17 protein-coding genes are annotated in these 19484 nt (G+C 67.5%); 6 read left to right on the forward strand and 11 right to left on the reverse strand.

Annotated elements, in window-relative coordinates:
- Positions 1–7 precede the first annotated feature (7 nt).
- The 4 genes from purN to sfnG form a co-directional block, all read right to left on the reverse strand.
- On the reverse strand, positions 8–643 hold the full coding sequence (gene purN, locus C6A86_RS23005; RefSeq protein ID WP_233212955.1) for a phosphoribosylglycinamide formyltransferase: 636 nt from the start codon (positions 641–643) through the stop codon (positions 8–10).
- A gap of 10 nt (positions 644–653) precedes the next feature.
- On the reverse strand, positions 654–2036 hold the full coding sequence (locus tag C6A86_RS23010; protein WP_105362783.1) for a DUF6350 family protein: 1383 nt from the start codon (positions 2034–2036) through the stop codon (positions 654–656).
- Positions 2037–2099: 63 nt separating this feature from the next.
- Positions 2100–2957, reverse strand: a complete 858-nt coding sequence (locus C6A86_RS23015; protein WP_105362776.1) for a DUF5336 domain-containing protein — start codon at positions 2955–2957, stop codon at positions 2100–2102.
- A 57-nt stretch (positions 2958–3014) separates the two neighbouring features.
- Positions 3015–4145 carry a dimethylsulfone monooxygenase SfnG gene (sfnG, locus tag C6A86_RS23020; protein ID WP_105362782.1) on the reverse strand — a complete coding sequence of 377 codons (1131 nt, stop codon included), beginning with the start codon at positions 4143–4145 and terminating at the stop codon, positions 3015–3017.
- 115 nt (positions 4146–4260) lie between these two features.
- On the opposite strand from sfnG, the gene C6A86_RS23025 reads away from it, so the two are divergent.
- The gene (locus C6A86_RS23025; RefSeq protein ID WP_105362775.1) at positions 4261–5109 is read left to right on the forward strand and encodes an LLM class F420-dependent oxidoreductase; all 849 of its coding nucleotides are present in this window, start codon (positions 4261–4263) and stop codon (positions 5107–5109) included.
- Between the two features lie 3 nt (positions 5110–5112).
- On the opposite strand, the gene C6A86_RS23030 is transcribed toward C6A86_RS23025, so the two are convergent.
- Positions 5113–6645 carry an acetyl-CoA acetyltransferase gene (locus tag C6A86_RS23030; RefSeq protein ID WP_105362774.1) on the reverse strand — a complete coding sequence of 511 codons (1533 nt, stop codon included), beginning with the start codon at positions 6643–6645 and terminating at the stop codon, positions 5113–5115.
- Between the two features lie 167 nt (positions 6646–6812).
- On the opposite strand from C6A86_RS23030, the gene C6A86_RS23035 reads away from it, so the two are divergent.
- Positions 6813–8681: a S9 family peptidase gene (locus C6A86_RS23035; protein ID WP_199196140.1), complete on the forward strand. Its 1869-nt coding sequence runs from the start codon at positions 6813–6815 to the stop codon at positions 8679–8681.
- Positions 8682–8743: 62 nt separating this feature from the next.
- On the opposite strand, the gene sucD is transcribed toward C6A86_RS23035, so the two are convergent.
- A complete protein-coding gene (gene sucD / locus C6A86_RS23040; protein WP_311100882.1) occupies positions 8744–9646 on the reverse strand; it encodes a succinate--CoA ligase subunit alpha in 903 nt (300 codons plus the stop codon).
- Between the two features lie 14 nt (positions 9647–9660).
- Positions 9661–10824: an ADP-forming succinate--CoA ligase subunit beta gene (gene sucC, locus C6A86_RS23045; RefSeq protein WP_105362490.1), complete on the reverse strand. Its 1164-nt coding sequence runs from the start codon at positions 10822–10824 to the stop codon at positions 9661–9663.
- 276 nt (positions 10825–11100) lie between these two features.
- Here sucC and C6A86_RS23050 point away from each other — a divergent pair, with 276 nt between their 5' ends.
- A complete protein-coding gene (locus tag C6A86_RS23050) occupies positions 11101–12192 on the forward strand; it encodes a M23 family metallopeptidase (protein ID WP_105362489.1) in 1092 nt (363 codons plus the stop codon).
- Between the two features lie 52 nt (positions 12193–12244).
- Entirely contained in the window at positions 12245–12823 is a 579-nt protein-coding gene (locus C6A86_RS23055) for a hypothetical protein (protein ID WP_105362488.1), read from the forward strand.
- Here the strand turns inward: C6A86_RS23055 and pcrA are convergent.
- Positions 12820–15168 carry a DNA helicase PcrA gene (gene pcrA, locus C6A86_RS23060; RefSeq protein ID WP_105362493.1) on the reverse strand — a complete coding sequence of 783 codons (2349 nt, stop codon included), beginning with the start codon at positions 15166–15168 and terminating at the stop codon, positions 12820–12822. The genes C6A86_RS23055 and pcrA overlap by 4 nt on opposite strands.
- A gap of 48 nt (positions 15169–15216) precedes the next feature.
- On the opposite strand from pcrA, the gene C6A86_RS23065 reads away from it, so the two are divergent.
- Complete coding sequence (locus C6A86_RS23065) at positions 15217–15510, forward strand: chorismate mutase (protein ID WP_276005862.1); 294 nt, start codon at positions 15217–15219, stop codon at positions 15508–15510.
- A 7-nt stretch (positions 15511–15517) separates the two neighbouring features.
- On the opposite strand, the gene C6A86_RS23070 is transcribed toward C6A86_RS23065, so the two are convergent.
- Positions 15518–16966, reverse strand: coding sequence for an NAD-dependent succinate-semialdehyde dehydrogenase (locus tag C6A86_RS23070; RefSeq protein ID WP_105362486.1), 1449 nt, complete (start codon positions 16964–16966; stop codon positions 15518–15520).
- Between the two features lie 50 nt (positions 16967–17016).
- Between C6A86_RS23070 and pgi the strand changes: the two genes are divergently transcribed.
- The gene (pgi, locus tag C6A86_RS23075) at positions 17017–18666 is read left to right on the forward strand and encodes a glucose-6-phosphate isomerase (RefSeq protein ID WP_105362485.1); all 1650 of its coding nucleotides are present in this window, start codon (positions 17017–17019) and stop codon (positions 18664–18666) included.
- Here the strand turns inward: pgi and C6A86_RS23080 are convergent, their stop codons facing one another.
- Positions 18667–19197 (reverse strand): hypothetical protein, encoded by a 531-nt coding sequence (locus C6A86_RS23080; RefSeq protein WP_105362484.1) that lies wholly within the window; start codon positions 19195–19197, stop codon positions 18667–18669.
- Positions 19194–19481 carry a helix-turn-helix transcriptional regulator gene (locus C6A86_RS23085; RefSeq protein ID WP_105362483.1) on the reverse strand — a complete coding sequence of 96 codons (288 nt, stop codon included), beginning with the start codon at positions 19479–19481 and terminating at the stop codon, positions 19194–19196. Before C6A86_RS23085 ends, C6A86_RS23080 begins: the two co-directional genes overlap by 4 nt.
- Between the last annotated feature and the right edge of the window lie 3 nt (positions 19482–19484).

Genomic DNA, 19484 nt, shown 5'->3' on the forward strand with positions numbered 1-19484 from the left:
TCTCTCCTCAACATCCGAACATCGCTTTTCGTCCGGTCCAGGTCACACCGCGCGTCGCCAGCGCGGCCAGCACGTCCACCAGCAGTCGTCGTTCGACGTCCTTGATGCGTTCGTGCAATGTCTCTGCGGTGTCATCCTCGTGCACCGCCACGGCTTCCTGCGCCAGGATCGGCCCGGTATCCACCCCGCTGTCGACCAGATGCACGGTGCACCCGGTGACGCGCACGCCGTAGTCGATCGCGTCCGGTACCGCGTGGGCGCCGGGGAAGGCGGGCAGTAGGGCCGGATGGGTGTTCACGATCCGGCCTTCGAAGCGCGAAAGAAACTGTTGCCCAAAAATTTTCATGAAACCGGCGCTGACCACCAGGTCCGGCGCGTGCTGTGCGACGGCCTCGGTGAGCGCGCTGTCCCAGGCGGCGCGATCCGGATGGTCGCGCAGACGCACCTGGAATGACGGGATCGCCGCCTCGGCGGCGACGTCCAGCGCGGGGCAGGCCCGGTCGGCGCCGACGGCCACCACGCGCCCTGGGTAGTCCCCGGTGCCGGCCTCCAGCAACGAGGACAGCAGCGAACCGGTACCGGAAGCCAGTACCACCAGCCGGGCCGGCGCGGTCGCCGGTACGCGGAGTGGTCGCTGCTGCACCCGCAGCAGCCTAGTCGTCCTGATCGCGTGGCTTTTCGGCGGTCGTGCCGGGAAGATCGCCGTCGACCACGAAATGCTCCTCGGGGTCCAGCAGCGGGTCGTCATGCGGCTCGGCGGGCGCCGGCGGTGCGCCGAGTTCGAGGGACTCGGCGCGCTCGGGCAACTCGGCCTGCGCGTCCAGCAGGACGATATCGGTGATCGTGTCCTCGTCCTCGAACACGTCCTCGGGTTCCGGTTCGGGAGCCGGAGTCGGGACCGGCTTCACCTTCTTCGGCCTGCGCACCAGCCCGCCGGCCATCACGACCGTCAGACCGCCGATGGACAGGAACCACAGCAACACCGCGGGCCCGAAGGTGACCTGGTCGACACCGACGTCGCCGAAGTTACCGAGCCGGCCGCCACCGGCGTACCCGAGCAGCGCCATCGTCAGCGCGGCCACCAGGGCGGCCACCCCGAGTTTCGCGGCGGCGATCGGCCAGGGTGCCGCCCGGCGCGCACACTGCTGGCCCAACGCCACCGCCGAGACCGCGGCCACGATCAGCAGCGCCACCCAGATCGGCCCCAGCGGCGGCGTCGGCACCGCAGCGAGCACCGGCACCGCCGGGATGTCCCCACCGAGCACGGTGAAGGAGCTGAAGTTGGCCAGCCCGATGTGCGCGCTGGAACCCACCGCGACGGCGGCCGTCCCGACCAGCACGTTGGGGATGTAGAGCACCGAGAGCAAGGCCAGGCTGAACTGGCCGAACATCGAATCGGTGATACCGAACAGGTCGTGCATGGTCCCCCAGTGCACGACGATCGAACCGGCCGCCACCACACCGGACAGGCCGAGCAGCGCGAGCACCCCGGCCGCGGCGGCCCGCAGCGACTCGGGCAGCCAGTTCGGGACCCCCGGCAGCGTGAGCAACCGCCCGGCCATCGCGACGCCGATCAGCGCACCGATGGCGTGCACCACCAGCACCCCGGCGAACGCCCGGGAGGCCTCGGGGGTCTGCAATTCGGTGATCACCGAGGCCGCGTCGTGGATGACGGCCAGCGACAGTGCCGCGATGAGCAGCGGCCCGCCCAGCGCCGAGGCCACCACCCAGCGGATGACGAACCACGAGGACCGTGCCGCTGCCGCCGCGGTGGTACGTGCGGTACCCCACACCATCAGCAGCACCGGCAGCAGCGGCATCACACCGAGTTCGCTGCCACCGATGGAAACCGGAACCTGGTGCACGCCCAGCCACATGCTGGCGATCGCGCCGAACGCGCCGGTCATATCGCTGTTGGCGATGAGCAGCTGAATCAGCGTCACCGCCGCGATCACACCGAGCGCGACGACCGACGGCCCGAACGCGACCCTGAGCAGGTCGCGAGCCTGTCGGGTACCGACTGACCGGTTGTCCACCACTAGCTGGGTCGCTCCTCGCGCGCGTCGACGCATCCGACGTCCGGGTGCGCGACGCCCAGACTACGACGAGGGCGTGCCGGACTGCGGTGAGGACTCGGGCTGGCTCTGGGGTGTCGCGGACGGTTGCGCCGGAACCGCGGCGGTCGGCGCCGAGGAACCCTGCGGCTGTTGCGGCTGCCCGAACGCCGGGAATCCGGTGGGCGGCGTCGGCGGGCCGTTGTGCGAACCGGGGGCGCCGGCGGCGGACTGGAATCCGCCGGTGTTCGGGGCGCCCTGGTAGCCGTACTGCGACGGGTAGCCGGGACGCTGCTGCTGCGGTTGATGCGTCGGTGCGCCGTACTGCTGCTGGCCGCCCGGCTGTCCGTAGTACGGCGAGCCGTACTGGCCGTAGGGCTGCTGCTGCTCGTAGCGGGGCTTGGGGGCCGGCGGCGACAGGACACCCGCATCGAACAGCAGCGCGGCGATGGCGGCGCCGGTCTGCAGCAACGTGGCGGCGATGACCAGGTACAGCCCCCAGCCGATGGACAGCCCGGCCGGGGCATTGATGACCTCGGCCAGCACCAGCAGGAACGACAGCGTGGACGCAACGGCCACCAGACCGGTACGGGCCTTCTGCTTGGGCAGCAGACCGACACCGGCCAGCAGCGCGGCGAGCACCGAGGCCGCGACCGCCAGGCCGAGACCGGGCGTGCTGCCGCTGGCGCTGCCGAACTGCGGGAAGTCCGAGTTGCTGATGGTCAGCAGCGGACCGAAATTGAACGCGTAGGTCGCCAGACCGAACACTGCGACGGCAGCGCTCAGGTAGACAGGCAGCTTGCTGGGGCCTACCTCTGCGGGCTCGCCGTACTGCTGGGTGGGCGCGTACTGGTTGCCCTGCTGGGCAGGCGGATATCCGGGGTTACCGGGCGGGTAAGTCATGACTCTCCTGTGTGAGCGATTTCGAACCCACGCTAGCGCACCCCGCTGGGCGGCGGCTCAGGCCGATACGAGCACCGGAGCGTCCGGAGCGCTCTGATCGACGGCCTCGATTTCCCGGACGAGCGGCAACACCTTTTGCCCGAAGTACTCGATTTCCTCCTGGAAGTGGAGGAAGCCGCCCAGGATGAGGTCCACCCCGCGTTTGCGGTACGCCGCGATCCGCTCGGCGATCTGTTCCGGGGTGCCGATGAGCTGGGTGCGGAATCCGTCGTTGTATTGGACGAGATCCTCGAACGACGAGTCCGCCCACATGCCCTTCTTGTCCCCGGTCGAATTGCCGGCCTGCTGCACGGCCCCCCGAAAGCCCTCGACGGCCGGCTTGTTGGCCTTGTCGATGATCTCGCGCAGGGTGTCACGGGCTTCCTTCTCGGTATCGCGGGCGATGATGAACCCGTTCAGCCCGACCTTGACCTCGCGGCCCACGGTGCGGGCGTGGTCGCGCACCTCCACCACCTGCTCGGTGATGCCGGCGAAATCCTTGCCGTTGGAGAAGTACCAGTCCGAGTAAAGGCCGCCGTTGCGGCGCGCGGCGGTGGAGTTGCCGCCCTGGAACAGTTCCGGGTTCGGACGCTCGGCGGTATTAAGCGGCTTGGGCTTCAGGGTGAAATCGTGAATCCGGTAGAAATCCCCGCGAAAGTCCACCTCGTCCTCGGTCCAGATCTTGCGCAGAACCTGCAGGAACTCCGCGCTGCGGCGGTAGCGCTCGTCGTGCTCCAGCCACGGCTCGCCCAGATGGGTGAACTCGTCCTTGAACCAGCCGGACACCACGTTGACCGCGAACCGGCCACCCGACAGCTGGTCGGCGGTGGCCCCCAGCTTGGCCAGCACCGCGGGCTGCCACAGGCCCGGGTGCACCGCGGCGATCACCTTGAGCCGTTCGGTGGCCAGCAGCAGCGCCAGGCTGAAGCTCGTCGACTCGTGCTGATACTCCGCGCCGTAGCTGGCCTCGTAGCGCACCTGGGACAACGCGTACTCGAAACCGTTGTTCTCCGCGGTCTGCGCCAGCTTCTTGTTGTACTCGTAGTTCCAGTCCGTGCGCTGCTCGATATCGCTGGTCACCAGGCCGCCGCTGACGTTGGGCACCCAGTAGGCGAACGTGATCTGGTCGGCGATGCGTTCGGTCGTCATGGCTGCCATCCGAGCACCCGGGCACCCCCGCAGTCACCAGTAACGATCTGGCTGAGCGGAACGGCTTGCGGCCCGGCCTTGCGCTGGCGGACTAGAACACGTTCTAATTCTGGGCATGGACTACGGGCTCGTACTTTTCACCAGTGACCGCGGCATCGCTCCGGCACCGGCGGCCAAGCTGGCCGATGACCACGGTTTCACCACCTTCTACGTGCCCGAGCACACCCACATCCCGATCAAGCGGGAAGCGGCGCACCCGACGACCGGCGACGAGTCGCTGCCCGATGACCGCTATATGCGCACCCTCGATCCCTGGGTCAGCCTGGGCACCGCGGCCGCCGTCACCAGCCGGGTTCGGCTGTCCACCGCGGTGGCCCTGCCCGTCGAGCACGACCCGATCACGCTGGCCAAGTCGATCGCGACGCTGGATCACCTGTCCGGGGGCCGTGTCAGCCTGGGCGTCGGATTCGGCTGGAACACCGATGAATTGGCCGACCACAAGGTGCCGCCGGGCCGTCGCCGCACCATGCTGCGCGAGTACCTGGAGGCCATGCGCTCGCTGTGGACCGACGAAGAAGCCTCCTACGACGGCGAATTCGTCAGCTTCGGCCCGAGCTGGGCGTGGCCCAAGCCGGTGCAGTCACACATCCCGGTGCTGGTCGGCGCGGCGGGCACCGAGAAGAACTTCAAGTGGATCGCGAAGTCGGCCGACGGCTGGATCACCACCCCGCGCGACTTCGACATCGACGAGCCGGTGAAGCTGCTGCAGGACACCTGGGCGGCGGCCGGCCGCGAGGGCGCCCCGCAGATCGTGGCACTGGACTTCAAGCCGGATCCCGAGAAGCTGGCCCGCTGGCGCGATCTCGGTGTCACCGAGGTGCTGTTCGGGTTGCCCGACAAGCCCGAGGCCGAGGTCGCCGCCTACGTGGAGCGGCTGGCGGGCAAGCTCGCCCAGCTGGTGTAGCCCCTAGGCCAGGGTCGCCAGGTTGATGCCGTCCTCGGTGGACTTCACCTCGATGCGCGCACCCAGCGGATCACCGTCGGACATCAGCGCCACCAGGGCTTCGTCGGTGCTCAGTGCCATGAACCGCGAGCCGTCGGCCTCGAGCCGGCCGATGATGACACCGGTGGTCTCGGGCCAGTCATAGCGCACCGAATACGTCTCGATGACACCCGTGCCGTCGGCGTCACGGGTGACGGGCACCGTGGGAAGCGCGGCGATCTCGGCCTGCCGCGCCTTGCTGTCATCGGCCGCCCACTCGGCGGGCGTCGTCGAGTACACCCCGACCGAATACTTGCTCATCACCCCGCCGTTGGCGCCGACCAGTCCGAACGATCCTGGCTCGGAACGCATTTCGTTCACGGTCTCGGCGATACCGTGCAGGGAGTAGCTGTTTCCCGGTCCGCCGAAGTACGGCAGTCCACCGGTCAGGGTGAGACCGCGCGGATCATCGGTCGCCAGCCCGGTTGAGTCGCAGACGGAGAACACCGGGAACGGGAAGCAGCTGTACAGGTCGAAGGTCGACACTTCGGCCAGCCCGATACCGGCTACCCGAAGCGCCTCTGCCACAGCCTTTTCCGCGGACAAGCTCGTGCTCAGGTCCTCGCGGTCGAGCAGCTGCTGCTCCACCATGTCGGCGTGGCCGTGCAGGTAGACCCATTTGCTTTCGGGCACCGACAGCCGGCGGGCCGCGGCCACCGACATGATCAGCACGGCGGCGCCCTGGTTCACCTGGTCGCGGGCCACCATCAACCGCGGGTAGGGATCACAGATCATCCGGTTCTCCGAGGTGACGGTGAGCAGTTCCTCGACTGAGCGGGGGACCGGAGACGAGGACAGCGGGTTCCTGGCGGCGACTTCGGAGAACGGCGCGAACAACTCGGCCATGTCGCGTCGGTAGTCGTCCACCGTGACGCCGAGGCGGGCCCGCCGCGCGTTGTCCAGCAACCCGTACTGCACGGGAGCACCGGTCAATCCGTGCTTGGCGGTGTACTCGTTCATGTACTGATCGAACCCGTATCCGCGGTCCTCGAGTTGCCCGCCGACCCGTTCGGAGTGGTCGGGTTTGTCCTCGCGGCCGGCGAAATACCGCAGCGTCGAACCGTTCTCGGACCCGAGCACCAGGACCACCTCGGCGTCGCCGGCCGCGATGGCGCCGGAGAACTCGGTGACGACCTTCTGCGATCCGTGCCCGCCCAGCGGTTCGAGCACCGCGCGAGCCGGATCGGCACCGGTACGGGCCGCGACCGATCGCGGGTAGTTGTCCGAGCACCCCAGCGGCGCCTCGGAGAACGGCGTGCAGATCTCGAACTGCCGGAGCCCGACGAAGACCTCGATCGCCGCAGCCACCGCGGCCGCGTCGGCGCCGGTGTCGGCCAGCGCGGCCCGCACCGCCTCGGTGGCGAGGTCGACCGACGACATCCCGCGGTAGTCCGGCGCGTCGACGCGCTCGGTGAACTGTCCGACACCGACGATCACCGGCGTACGTGGATCCACCATTACAGGCCTCCTGACACGTGTTAGTTCGTCAGGCTAACTGACCGACTGGAACATGTTCCAGTCCGGGCACCGCCACACCTGCACGGCCCCGATCTCGCTTGACGGTCTTGTCACTTAGTGACACTGTGGAGTTGTCACTTAGTGACACTCCATCGAGAAAGGACCTCGTGACCGACACGACGCAATCCCCCGCGATCATTTCCGTCGAGGACTTCTTCAGCCCGCCCGAGCGGGCCGGGGCCACCATCTCCCCGGACGGCACCCGCATCGCCTACCTCGCCCCCTGGCGGAACCGCCTCAACGTGTGGGTGCAGGACGTGGACGGCAAGGAGGACCCCCGCTGCGTCACCGCCGACGAGACCCGCAGCGTGTACTTCTACAGCTGGACCCACGATTCGCGGTGGCTGCTGTACATGCAGGACAGCGGTGGCGACGAGCACTGGCACGTGTACCGGGTGGACCCGGATGTGCCGGACACCCCGGCCGTGGACCTCACCCCGTTCCCCCGGGTGCGCGCCTCCTACGAACTGCTCAAGGCGCGTCCGGGCAAGGCCCTGGTCCAGCACAACGCGCGCAATGCCGAACTGGTCGACGCCTTCGAACTCGACATCGCCACCGGTGAGCTCACCCTGCTCGCCGAGAATCCCGGCACCGTGGTCAGCTGGATCGGCGGGCCCGGCGGCGAACTGTTCACCAACACCCTGACCGCCGAGGGCGATGTCGAGATCTCGCAATGGGATCCGGCCACCCGGTCACTGCGCACGATCAGGGTCTACGAGGGTCGGGACTACCCCCTGGGCATCCACCCGATCGCCGTCTCCCCCGATGGCGCCGGCATCTGGCTGGGCTCCTATCAGGGCAGCGACCGGCTCCGGCTGGCCCGTATCGACGTCGCCTCCGGCGAGGAGACCGAGGTACACAGTCACCCGACGCTCGACCTCGGCGCGCAATTGGTGCTGCCGTCACCGTTCATCATCAGCGAGCGGACCGGGGAACTGGTCGGCGCCCGCTACTACGGTGAGCGACAGGTGATCCACGCTCTCGACGACGAGTTCGCCCAGGTATTGGGCAAGCTCACCGAACTTTCCGACGGCGACCTGGCCGGAATGTCGTGCGATGACAGCGGGCAACGCTGGGTGGTCAACTTCAGCCACGACCGCGATCCGAATGTCACCTATTTCTACGACCATGCGACCGGCGAGAGCAGACTGTTGTTCCGGCCCTATCCACACCTGGATCCCGCGGCGCTGGCCGAGATGACACCGGTCACCATCACCTCACGCGATGGACTGGACCTGCATTCGTATCTGACGCTGCCGGTGGGTAGGCCGCCGGAGAACCTGCCGCTGGTGCTGCTGGTGCACGGTGGCCCGTGGTCACGGGACTGCTGGGGCTACCAGCCCGACGTGCAGTTGCTGGCCAACCGCGGATATGCGGTGCTGCAGGTCAACTTTCGCGGATCGACCGGATACGGCAAGGCCTTCACCCAGGCCGCCATCGGCGAATTCGCCGGCAAGATGCACGACGATCTGATCGACGCGGTGGACTGGGCGGTCAAGCAGGGCTTCGCCGACCGGGACCGGGTGGCCATCTTCGGCGGCTCCTATGGCGGATACGCCACGCTGGTCGGCGTCACGTTCACCCCGGACGTCTTCGCCGCGGCCATCGACTACGTCGGGATCTCCAGCCTGCCCAACTTCATGCGCACGCTGCCCGATGTCGGCCGCAGGTTCCTGGCCAACAACTGGAACCTCTACGTCGGTGACCCGAAGGATCCCGCGCAGGAGGCCGATATGCTGGCCCGCTCGCCGATCACCAAGGTCGATCAGATCCGCACCCCGCTGCTGGTGGTGCAGGGCGCCAACGACTCTCGCGTCGTACAGGCCGAGTCCGACAACATGGTGGCGGCCCTGCGCGCCCGTGGTGTCGAGGTCGAGTACATGGTCAAGGAGGACGAGGGGCACGGATTCCTCAACCCGGACAACAACATCGACATGTACCACGCCGTCGAGAAATTCCTCGCCAAGCACCTCTGAGCCGGTCCACGAGAAAGCCCCTGGAATCCTATTGATTCCAGGGGCTTTTCGCGTGCTTGGGGTTACAGGCCTGCGAGCAGCTCGCGTGCCTTGGCGGCGGTCTCCGACGGGGTCTTGCCGACCTTCACGCCGGCGGCCTCGAGCGCCTCCTGCTTACCGGCCGCGGTACCCGCACCGTCGGACACGATGGCGCCGGCATGGCCCATCGTCTTGCCCTCGGGAGCGGTGAAGCCCGCGACGTAACCGACGACCGGCTTGGTGACGTTGGCCTTGATGTAGGCCGCGGCCTTCTCCTCGGCGTCGCCACCGATCTCGCCGATCATCACGATCAGCTTGGTCTCGGGATCCTTCTCGAACGCCTCGATGGCGTCGATGTGGGTGGTGCCGATGACCGGGTCGCCGCCGATGCCGATGGCGGTGGAGAAGCCGAGATCGCGCAGCTCGTACATCATCTGGTAGGTCAGGGTGCCGGACTTGGAGACCAGTCCGATCGGGCCCTTACCGGTGATGTTGTTGGGCGTGATGCCGACCAGCGACTCACCGGGGGTGATGATGCCGGGGCAGTTCGGCCCGATGATGCGGGTCTTCTCACCCTTCTCGACGTTATAGGCCCACGCATACGCGCTGTCCTGCACCGGGATGCCCTCGGTGATGACGACCAGCAGCGGGATCTCGGCGTCGATGGCCTCGATGATCGCGTCCTTCGAGAAGGCCGGTGGCACAAAGGCGATCGACACGTCGGCGCCGGTCTCCTTCATGGCTTCGGCCACCGAGGCGAACACCGGGAGCTCGATGTCGTTGCCGTCTTTGTCGACATGCGACACCGTGGTGCCGGCCTTGCGGGCGTTGACGCCACCGACGACCTGGGTGCCGGCCTTGAGCATCAGCTTGGTGTGCTTGGTGCCTTCACCGCCGGTGATGCCCTGGACGATGACCTTGGAATCCTTGTTCAGGAAGATAGACATCTTTGTTGGCTCCCTTACTTGTTGGCCAGCTCGGCGGCCTTGTCGGCGCCGGCGTCCATGGTGTCGGCCTGGATGACCAGGGGGTGGTTGGCCTCGTCGAGGATGCGACGGCCCTCTTCGACGTTGTTGCCGTCCAGGCGGACCACCAGCGGCTTGTTCGCACTGTCGCCGAGCTTCTTGAGCGCACCGACGATGCCGTTGGCGACCGCGTCGCAGGCGGTGATGCCGCCGAACACGTTGACGAAGACGCTCTTGACCTGGCTGTCGCCCAGGATGACGTCGAGACCGTTGGCCATCACCTCGGCCGAGGCGCCGCCGCCGATGTCGAGGAAGTTGGCGGGCTTCACGTTGCCGTGACGCTCACCGGCGTAGGCGACGACGTCCAGCGTCGACATGACCAGGCCGGCACCGTTACCGATGATGCCCACCTCGCCGTCGAGCTTGACGTAGTTGAGGTCGTTCTCCTTGGCCTTGAGCTCGAGGGGATCGGTGGCGTCCTTGTCCTCGAACTCGGCGTGGCCGGGCTGCCGGAAGTCGGCGTTCGCGTCCAGGGTGACCTTGCCGTCCAGGGCCAGGATCTGATCGTCGGGCGTGCGCACCAGCGGGTTGACCTCCACCAGGGTGGCGTCCTCACCGATGAAGACCTCCCAGAGCTTCTGGATGGTCACGGCCGCGGCGTCGAGCACCTCGGCGGGCAGGTGGCCCTTCTCGGCGATCTCACGTGCGAAGGCCAGATCGACACCCTTGACGGCGTCGACGGGCACCTTGGCGAGCCGCTCGGGCTTGGTCGCGGCGACCTCTTCGATCTCCATGCCACCCTCGACCGAGCACATGGCCAGGTAGGTGCGGTTGGAGCGGTCGAGCAGGAAGGAGATGTAGTACTCCTCGGCGATGTCACTGGCCTCGGCGACCAGCAGCTTCTTGACGATGTGGCCCTTGATGTCGAGGCCCAGGATGTTGGTGGCGTGCTCCAGGGCGTCGGCGGGGGTGGCCGCGTACTTCACGCCGCCGGCCTTGCCGCGGCCGCCGACCTTGACCTGAGCCTTCACCATGACCGGCTTGCCGATTTCTTCGGCGATCGCCTTGGCGTCCTCCGGCGAGTCGGTGACCCGGCCGGGCGTCGTGGGTACGTTGTGCTTGGCGAAGAGCTCTTTCGCCTGGTATTCGAACAGATCCATGAGCTTCCTAAATCGCGTCGGTGCGAACTGATCTTCTGAAGTGGGCCGCCGGACCGGCCGGAAGGCCGCGACAGGCTCGCTGGCACTGTATCCACCTCGGTGTCGGCCGCCGTCATCGCCCACCGCTCATGTGGTACATCTCACCGGGCCTCGTTGGTGATACAAGTCACATTCGGAGTGGGAATGCTCACTTGAGTTGCCACCAACATTGGGATTTGGTTAACGTGCCTACTGGTCTTGATAACGGACAGGTCACGACGCGAAGGGCACTCCAGGTTGGCTGAGCACAGTTCGTCCCGAACCCTCCGGGGGGTAGCGACGAAAGGGCTCTCCACCCCACGCCCCGCAGAAGTCACCGACATCATCCCGTTCAACGAGTTCGGCGACCTGCATGACCTGGACTTTCGCGAGAGCTCCGCGTTCGACAAAGAACAGCGGGTGATCGCCGCCCCCGAACTCGACGACCTTCACGACACCGACGACCTGGTGCCGTTGCGGCTCCTCATCCCGAGCGAATTCCGGTCACGGACGGCATCGACCGGCGATGCCGGCGAGGATCACGGTTCGACGCACGCCTATCGCGATAGTCACACCGACCTCAGCGACGGCAACGCCCTCACCGATGTGATCGACATGCGCGGCGGCCCCCTGCAACGCAGCGGCGGCGCCCACCGCAAGCAGACCGTCGGAGCGGTCAAGAGCCGCCTGATGATCGCGGCCATGGCCGCCGGCGCGACCGCCTCGGGCGCGTACTCGCTGAGCAACCCGGAGAGCACCCCGACCACCGACACGGTGCTGGCCGCCGACAACGCGCTCATCAACGGCGCCGCCATCAGCGGCTCCCCCGACGGTATGCAGATCGTCGCGGTGCAGCCGGTCGCCTCAGGGGCGATCCACGCCGAGGAGATCACCAAGGCCGCCGCGTTCGCGCAGGAGCGCGCCGAGCGCGAGGCGCGCCTGGTGCGACCGCTCTTCGCGATGCCGACCAAGGGCGTGTGGACCTCCGGATTCGGGTACCGCTGGGGCGTGCTGCACGGCGGCATCGACATCGCCGGTCCGATCGGCACCCCGATCATGGCGGCCAGCGACGGCGTCGTCGTCGAGGTAGGCCCGACGGCCGGTTACGGCGCGCTGGTGAAGTTGCGCCACTCGGACGGCACCGTGACGCTGTACGGCCACATCAACACCTGGCTGGTCAGCAAGGGCCAGCGGGTGATGGCCGGTGACCAGATCGCCACCATGGGCAACCGCGGCAACTCGACCGGCCCGCATCTGCACTTCGAGGTGCTGATGAACGGCTCCAACCGGATCGACCCGGTGCCGTGGCTGGCACAGCGGGGGCTCAGCCCCGGCAGCTACGTCGGCTGAGAAGGCCACGTCGGCCGAAAAGCTACATCGGCCTGAAAGCTACGTTGGACGGGTGACCCCGGATCCACCCGAACCGCCTGCTGATCACCCTCGCATCATTCGCCGGACCCCCACCGGTTCCTTTCCCGCGTTGAACGCTCCCTCGTTGAGTGACGACCGCACCGTGTTTGTCCCTAACGCGGCCGCCGTACGTCACGACGCCGAGGCGGGACAGACCGCCTACATCCCACGGCCCGTCCCGGTCGCCGTCCCCTCGCGACGGTCACCCGGGCCCGCCACCGCCATCGCGGCCGCCGTGCTGAGCATCCTGTCCGGCTGGGCCACGGCCGTCATCGCGACCGATCTGATCGCCGGGTGGTGGAACACCGATCTGCTGTTCTGCATCGCCATCGGATTCCTCACCGCCATCTCGGCCGCCGCCGGTATCGGCGGGCTGATCGCACTGCTACTGCAGCGCCGGATGGGACGGCTGTTGATCGCCGTCGGCGCCGCCATCGGGCTGCTGATCTTCGGCAGCCTGTTCCTGGCCGGCGCCAAACTGCACCCGGTGGTGTACGCGATGCCGCTGTTGCCGGTCTCCGCGATCGTGCTCGCACTCTTGCCGAGCACCCGCGAGTGGGCGCGGGATTAGAGTTTCTGCACCGGTGCGTGGTTGTGCATCAGCTTGACGCGGCCGGCGCTGCCGAAGTCGATGAGCGACATCGCCGACTCCCCCATCCCGGAGACCTCTTCGACGCGGCCCAGCCCGTACTTGTCGTGGGTGACCCGATCCCCCGGCTCCAGCGTGAAGATCGCCCGGTTGCGCGCCTTCGCCGGGACCGGCGCCGGGCGTGCACTGTCGGCGAACCGTCCGACCCGCGGGGCGCTCAACGCCGCCGACGGCGCCTCGACGCGGCGCCAGTTGATCAGGTCCTCCGGGATCTCGCGCAAGAACCGCGACTCCGGATTGAGCATCGGCTGCCCCCACGACGAACGCACCTTGGCCCGGCTCAGGTACAGCCGCTGCCGGGCGCGGGTGATGCCGACATAGGCCAGCCGGCGTTCCTCGGACAGCTCGGTCGGGTCACCGAGGGCCCGCATGTGCGGGAACATGCCGTCCTCCCACCCGGTCACGAACACGACCGGGAACTCCAGACCTTTGGCGGTGTGCAGCGTCATCATGGTGACCACGCCGGATTCGTGTTCGGGGATACCGTCGGCGTCGGCGACCAGCGACACCCGCTCCAGGAACTGGGCCAACACGCTGGTGTCGGGAACGTCCTCGTCCTCGGGTATGCCCTCTTCGTCGCGTAACGCCTGCGCGTTGGCCAGGTCGATACTGAATTCGTGTGCGACGCTGACGAGTTCGTTCAGGTTGTCCAGCCGCGCCAGATCCTGCGGGTCGCTGGAGGCTTCGAGTTCGCGCCGGTATCCGGTGCGGTCCAGCACGGCCTCCACCAGATCGCCGAGCTCACCGTCCAGACCGCCGCGCAGGCTGTCGAGCAGCTGGGTGAACGACGCGATCGCCTTCTCCGAGCGGGTGTTCAGCATCGGCACCCGCCCCTCGGCGGCGGCCTGCAGGGCATCGTTGAAGCTGCCGCCGGTGTTCTCGGCGTACACCGCCACGCAGGCTTCGGCGCGGTCACCGATACCGCGGCGCGGGGTGTTCAGGATGCGCCGCATGCTCACCGCATCGCCGGGGTTGTCCAGCACCCGCAGGTAGGCGACGATGTCGCGGATCTCTTTGCGCTCGTAGAACCGCACTCCGCCAACGACTTTGTACGGGATGCCGGCGCGGATGAACACTTCTTCCAGCGCCCGCGACGAATTGTTGGTCCGATAGAAAACGGCCACATCGGAATAGTTGACCTGGTGCCCGTCGGCCAGCGCGTCGATCTCCTCGGCGACGAAGCGTGCCTCGTCGTGCTCGTTGTCGGCGACATAGCCGACGATCAGTTCACCCTCACCGGAGTCGGTCCACAGCCGCTTCTCCCGGCGCCCGGCGTTGCGGGAGATGACGGCGTTGGCAGCGTTGAGGATCGTCTGCGTGGAGCGGTAATTCTGTTCCAGCAGAATCGTGGTCGCGTTCGGATAGTCGCGCTCGAAATCCTCGATATTGCGGATGGTGGCGCCGCGGAACGCATAGATCGACTGATCGGCGTCACCCACCACACACAGCTCGGAAGGAGGCACACCGGCCGGGTCCTCAGGGTGTGTCTCCACGCCGACGAGCTCGCGCACCAACATGTACTGGGCGTGGTTGGTGTCCTGGTACTCGTCGACCAGGATGTGCCGGAACCGCCGCCGGTAGTACTGGGCGATCTGCGGAAAGGCTTGCAGCACAGCGACTGTCTCACCGATGAGATCGTCGAAGTCCAGGGCGTTGGCCGCCCGCAGCCTGCGCTGGTACTCGCCGAACACCGAAGCCACGGTCTTGGACATGTCGTCGGCGGTCTCGGTGAGATCGGCGAGCGCCCGGTCCGGGTCGATCAGCTCGTTCTTCAGGTTGGAGATGCTGTTGGCCAACAGCCGCGGCGAGTACCGCTTGGTGTCCAGGCCCATGTCCTTGGCGATCATCATGAGCAGCCGCCGCGAGTCGTCGGCGTCATAGATGGAGAAGTTGGAGTTCAGCCCGGGCAGCAGCGAGGCCTGGTTGCGCAGGATGCGCACGCAGGTGGCGTGGAAGGTGGACACCCACATGCTCCGGGCACGCGGCCCGATGAGTGCCACGACACGTTCGCGCATCTCCGCGGCGGCCTTGTTGGTGAACGTGATGGCCAGCACCTGGCCGACGCCCACCTCGCGGGCGGCCAGTAGATAGGCGATGCGCCGGGTGAGCACCGCCGTCTTGCCCGACCCGGCACCGGCCACGATGAGCAGCGGGGACCCTTCGTGCAATACGGCCTGGCGCTGCTGCGGGTTGAGCCCGTCCAGCAGCTGGTCGGTTTCGGAGGCCCCACCGGAAGCGTGAGCTGGTGCGTGAGAAAGCGATGTCATTTCGGTCTCGAATCTACCGCTGAACGGTGACATCCCCGTGACCCGGCTTTGCACCGAATCTGCGTCGGGTGGCACACTCGGTTCGTGTCACCCGAGCCCGCCGCCAACATCGACGATCTGCGTCTGGAGATCGACGAACTGGACGCCACGATCCTGGCCGCGGTGCAACGCCGTACCGAGGTTTCCCGGATCATCGGCAAGGCCCGGATGGCCTCCGGTGGCACCCGGCTCGTGCACAGCCGGGAGATGAAGGTCATCGAGCGCTACAGCGAGCTCGGCCCGGAGGGCAAAGACCTGGCCATGCTGCTGTTACGCCTGGGCCGCGGCCGGCTCGGCCACTAGCCCCGGCTCAGGGCGTGAAGGCGATGTACTTGGTCTCCAGGTACTCCTCGATACCTTCGGAACCGCCCTCACGCCCGAACCCGGATTCCTTGATCCCGCCGAACGGGGCGGCCGCATCCGAGATGACGCCGCGGTTCACCCCGACCATGCCGGCCTCGACGGACTCCGCCACCCGCAACGCCCGGTCGAGTGACTGGGTGTAGATGTAGGACGCCAGGCCGTATTCGGTGGCATTCGCCGCGGCGATGCCCTCCTCCTCGGTGTCGAAACCGGTGATCGGCGCGACGGGACCGAAGACCTCCTCCTTGAGGATGCGGGCGTCGGCGGGCACGTCGGCCAGCACGGTGGCCGGGTAGAAGTGTCCGGGGCCGCCGGGCGCGACCCCGCCGACCGCCACCTCGGCGCCGCGCGCCACCGCGTCGGACACCAGGTCGGCGACGATGCCGAGCTGCTTTGCCGAGATCAGCGGGCCCAGCGTCGACGAATCCTCCAGGCCGTTGCCCAGGGTGTACTCGCTCATCCGCTTCACCAGCTTGTCGGTGAACTCCTCACGCACCGCGTTGGCCACGTGGAAGCGGTTGGCGGCGGTGCACGCCTCGCCGCCGTTGCGCATCTTGGCCAGCAGGGCGCCCTCGACCGCGGCGTCGACATCGGCGTCGTCGAACACCACGAACGGGGCGTTGCCGCCCAGTTCCATCGAGGTGCGCAGCAGCTTGTCGCTGGACTGTTTCACCAGCGCCTTGCCCACCCCGGTCGACCCGGTGAAGGTCAGCTTGCGCAGCCGGCCGTCGTCGATCAGGGCGCCGGTCAACTCGCCGGGCTTGGTGGTCGGCAGCACCGACAGCACCCCCTTGGGCAGGCCGGCATCGTCGATCAGCTTGGCCAGCAGCAGCATGGTCAGCGGCGTCTCCTGGGCGGGCTTGACCAGCATGGTGCAGCCGGCGGCCAGGGCCGGTCCGATCTTGCGGGTGCCCATCGCCAGCGGGAAGTTCCACGGGGTGATGGCGTAGCAGGGGCCGACGGGCATCTTGGTGACCAGGATGCGGCCGGTGCCCGCCGGCGCCGGGGTGTAGCGGCCGCCGATGCGCACCGCCTCCTCGGCGAACCAGCGGAAGAACTCGGCGCCGTACTTGACCTCGCCGCGGCTCTCGGCGATCACCTTGCCCATTTCGAGGGTCATCAGGGTGGCGAGGTCTTCGCTTCGCGCGGTGAGGGTTTCGAAGACCGAACGCAGGATCTCGCCGCGTTCGCGGGCCGGGGTGGCGGCCCAGTCCGCCTGTACCGCGGCGGCGGCGTCCAGCGCGGCGATACCGTCCTGCGCTCCTGCGTCGGCCACCGAGGTGATGACCTCGTCGGTGGCCGGGTTGAGCACGTCGAAGGTGGACGAGCCTGCCCGTTCCTCACCGCCGATCCACAGCCCGGTCGGCACGGATGCAATCAAGTCTTCAATGCTCATACATCCATCATGTACACCCTCGATCCGGGCGCCGCACTAAGGTCAGAAGAATGAGTGCTGACATCACCGAAACGGCCGCATGGCATTCGCTGCAACGCCACCATGACGCGGTGGCGTCGAAGAATCTTCGGGAGCTCTTCGCCGAGGACCCGGCCCGCGGCACCGAACTGACCCTCACCGTCGGCGATCTCTACATCGACTACAGCAAGCACCGGGTGACACGCGAAACCCTGGGCCTGCTGGCCGATCTGGCCGCGGCCGCCGACCTGGAGGGCCGCCGCGCCGCGATGTTCTCCGGCACGCACATCAACACCTCCGAGGACCGTGCGGTGCTGCACACCGCCCTGCGCCTGCCCAGGGGCGCCGAGCTGGAGGTCGACGGGCAGGACGTCGTCGCCGACGTGCACGAGGTGCTCGACGCGATGGGCACGTTCACCGACCGGTTGCGGTCCGGCGAGTGGACGGGCGCGACGGGTGCGCGGATCACCTGCGTGGTGAACATCGGCATCGGCGGCTCTGACCTGGGTCCGGTGATGGTGTACGACGCGCTGCGCCACTACGCCGACGCCGGCATCTCGGCCCGGTTCGTCTCCAACGTCGATCCCGCCGACCTGGTCGCCACGTTCGACGGTCTCGACCCGGCGACAACGCTTTTCGTGATCGCCTCGAAGACGTTCTCCACCTTGGAGACGTTGACCAATGCCACCGCGGCGCGGCGCTGGCTCACCGCGGCACTGGGCGATGACGCGGTGTCCAAGCATTTCGTGGCGGTGTCGACCAACAAGAAGCTGGTCGACGAGTTCGGTATCGACACCGACAACATGTTCGGCTTCTGGGACTGGGTCGGCGGCCGGTACTCGGTGGACAGCGCGATCGGCCTGAGCGTGATGGCGGTGATCGGCAAGGAGCGGTTCGCGGAGTTCCTGGCCGGCTTCCATCTGGTCGACGAGCACTTCCGCACCGCGCCGCTGGCCGAGAACGCTCCGGCACTGCTCGGCCTGATCGGCCTCTGGTACAACAACTTCTTCGGTGCGCAGTCCCGCGCGGTGCTGCCCTACTCCAACGACCTGTCCCGGTTCGCGGCCTACCTGCAGCAGTTGACGATGGAGTCCAACGGCAAGTCGGTGCGCGCCGACGGCACGCCCGTCACCACCGACACCGGCGAGATCTATTGGGGCGAACCGGGAACCAATGGACAACACGCCTTCTATCAGTTGCTGCACCAGGGCACCCGGCTGATCCCCGCCGATTTCATCGGGTTCTCCCAGCCCACCGATGATCTGCCGACCGCCGACGGCACCGGCAGCATGCACGACCTGTTGATGAGCAACTTCTTCGCCCAGACCCAGGTGCTGGCCTTCGGCAAGACCGCCGAGGAGATCGCCGGCGAAGGCACCGCCGCCGACGTCGTCCCGCACAAGGTGATGCCGGGCAACCGCCCGACGACGTCGATCCTGGCGACCAAGCTGACGCCCTCGGTGGTGGGCCAGTTGATCGCGCTCTACGAGCACCAGGTCTTCACCGAGGGTGTGATCTGGGGGATCGACTCGTTCGACCAGTGGGGTGTGGAGCTGGGCAAGACCCAGGCCAAGGCGCTGCTGCCGGTGCTCACCGAGGATGCGGCACCGGCCGAGCAGAGCGACAGTTCCACCGATGCGCTGGTCCGGCACTACAGGAGCGAACGCGGCCGCAGCGCCTGACTATTCGGGCTCGACGTCCACGCGCGTCCAACCCAAGATCATGGCGGGCAGACAGCCGCCGATGAGCAGGACCGTCAGCGCCATCAGCCCGCCGGCATACGCCATGTCGGTATCGGTGCCGTCGGTGATCGTGGAACCGAAGATCAGGTACCCGATGGGCAGCATCATCAGGTACTGCGTTGCGGTCAGCCCGATGGACCGGGCGCTGTTGCGTTGGGCGATCTCGAATTCGTCGAGCGCGGCCTCCGGTGCGTCACCGCGCCTGCCCGAGACCAGTTGCAGCACGGTCCACATGGGGAAGAACGCCACGCAGGCCGGCAGCCACAGCAGCGGCGCCCACCACAGGCCGAACGCGCACAGCACCGCGACGGCGGCCATGAACGCGAACGTCACCGCCAGTCCGACCACGAGCATCCGTCGGCGGCGGCGGTTGCGCCACGCGGGCAGTGAATTGGCATATGTGCGTTCCTGTTTCAGGAACCTTCTGGTCCGGAAATCCTGGTACCTGTCGAGGATGCTCGTCTCTGTCACGGCCGCGTCCCTTCCGTTCGTTGCCTGTTTCCATAGAGTTCGGCCGACAGTGGCGTGAACGGTTCTCGGGAGAACACCGCCTCCACCGGCAACTCGAAGACGTCACAGATGCGGAACGCCAGGTCAAGGCTCGGGTAGTGGTCGCCTCGCTCCAGCGCACCGACGGTCTGCGGGTTGACGTCGATCAGCCCGGCCAGCTGCACCCGTGTCATGCGCCGCTCGGCGCGCAGCACGCCGATGCGGTTATGAATGGGAAGCTGGTCCCCACGCCGTACCGGACTCATGCA

This window comes from Mycobacterium sp. ITM-2016-00316 (assembly GCF_002968335.2).
Lineage (GTDB): Bacteria > Actinomycetota > Actinomycetes > Mycobacteriales > Mycobacteriaceae > Mycobacterium.

Bases quoted from the DNA above. Each gene is read 5' to 3' on its own strand.
- C6A86_RS23015 (WP_105362776.1), bottom strand. From the start codon at position 2,957: ATGACTTACCCGCCCGGTAACCCCGGATATCCGCCTGCCCAGCAGGGC.
- sfnG (WP_105362782.1), bottom strand. From the start codon at position 4,145: ATGACGACCGAACGCATCGCCGACCAGATCACGTTCGCCTACTGGGTG.
- C6A86_RS23025 (WP_105362775.1), top strand. From the start codon at position 4,261: ATGGACTACGGGCTCGTACTTTTCACCAGTGACCGCGGCATCGCTCCG.
- C6A86_RS23030 (WP_105362774.1), bottom strand. From the start codon at position 6,645: ATGGTGGATCCACGTACGCCGGTGATCGTCGGTGTCGGACAGTTCACC.
- sucD (WP_311100882.1), bottom strand. From the start codon at position 9,646: ATGTCTATCTTCCTGAACAAGGATTCCAAGGTCATCGTCCAGGGCATC.
- sucC (WP_105362490.1), bottom strand. From the start codon at position 10,824: ATGGATCTGTTCGAATACCAGGCGAAAGAGCTCTTCGCCAAGCACAAC.
- pcrA (WP_105362493.1), bottom strand. From the start codon at position 15,168: ATGACATCGCTTTCTCACGCACCAGCTCACGCTTCCGGTGGGGCCTCC.
- C6A86_RS23070 (WP_105362486.1), bottom strand. From the start codon at position 16,966: ATGAGCATTGAAGACTTGATTGCATCCGTGCCGACCGGGCTGTGGATC.
- pgi (WP_105362485.1), top strand. From the start codon at position 17,017: ATGAGTGCTGACATCACCGAAACGGCCGCATGGCATTCGCTGCAACGC.
- C6A86_RS23085 (WP_105362483.1), bottom strand. From the start codon at position 19,481: ATGAGTCCGGTACGGCGTGGGGACCAGCTTCCCATTCATAACCGCATC.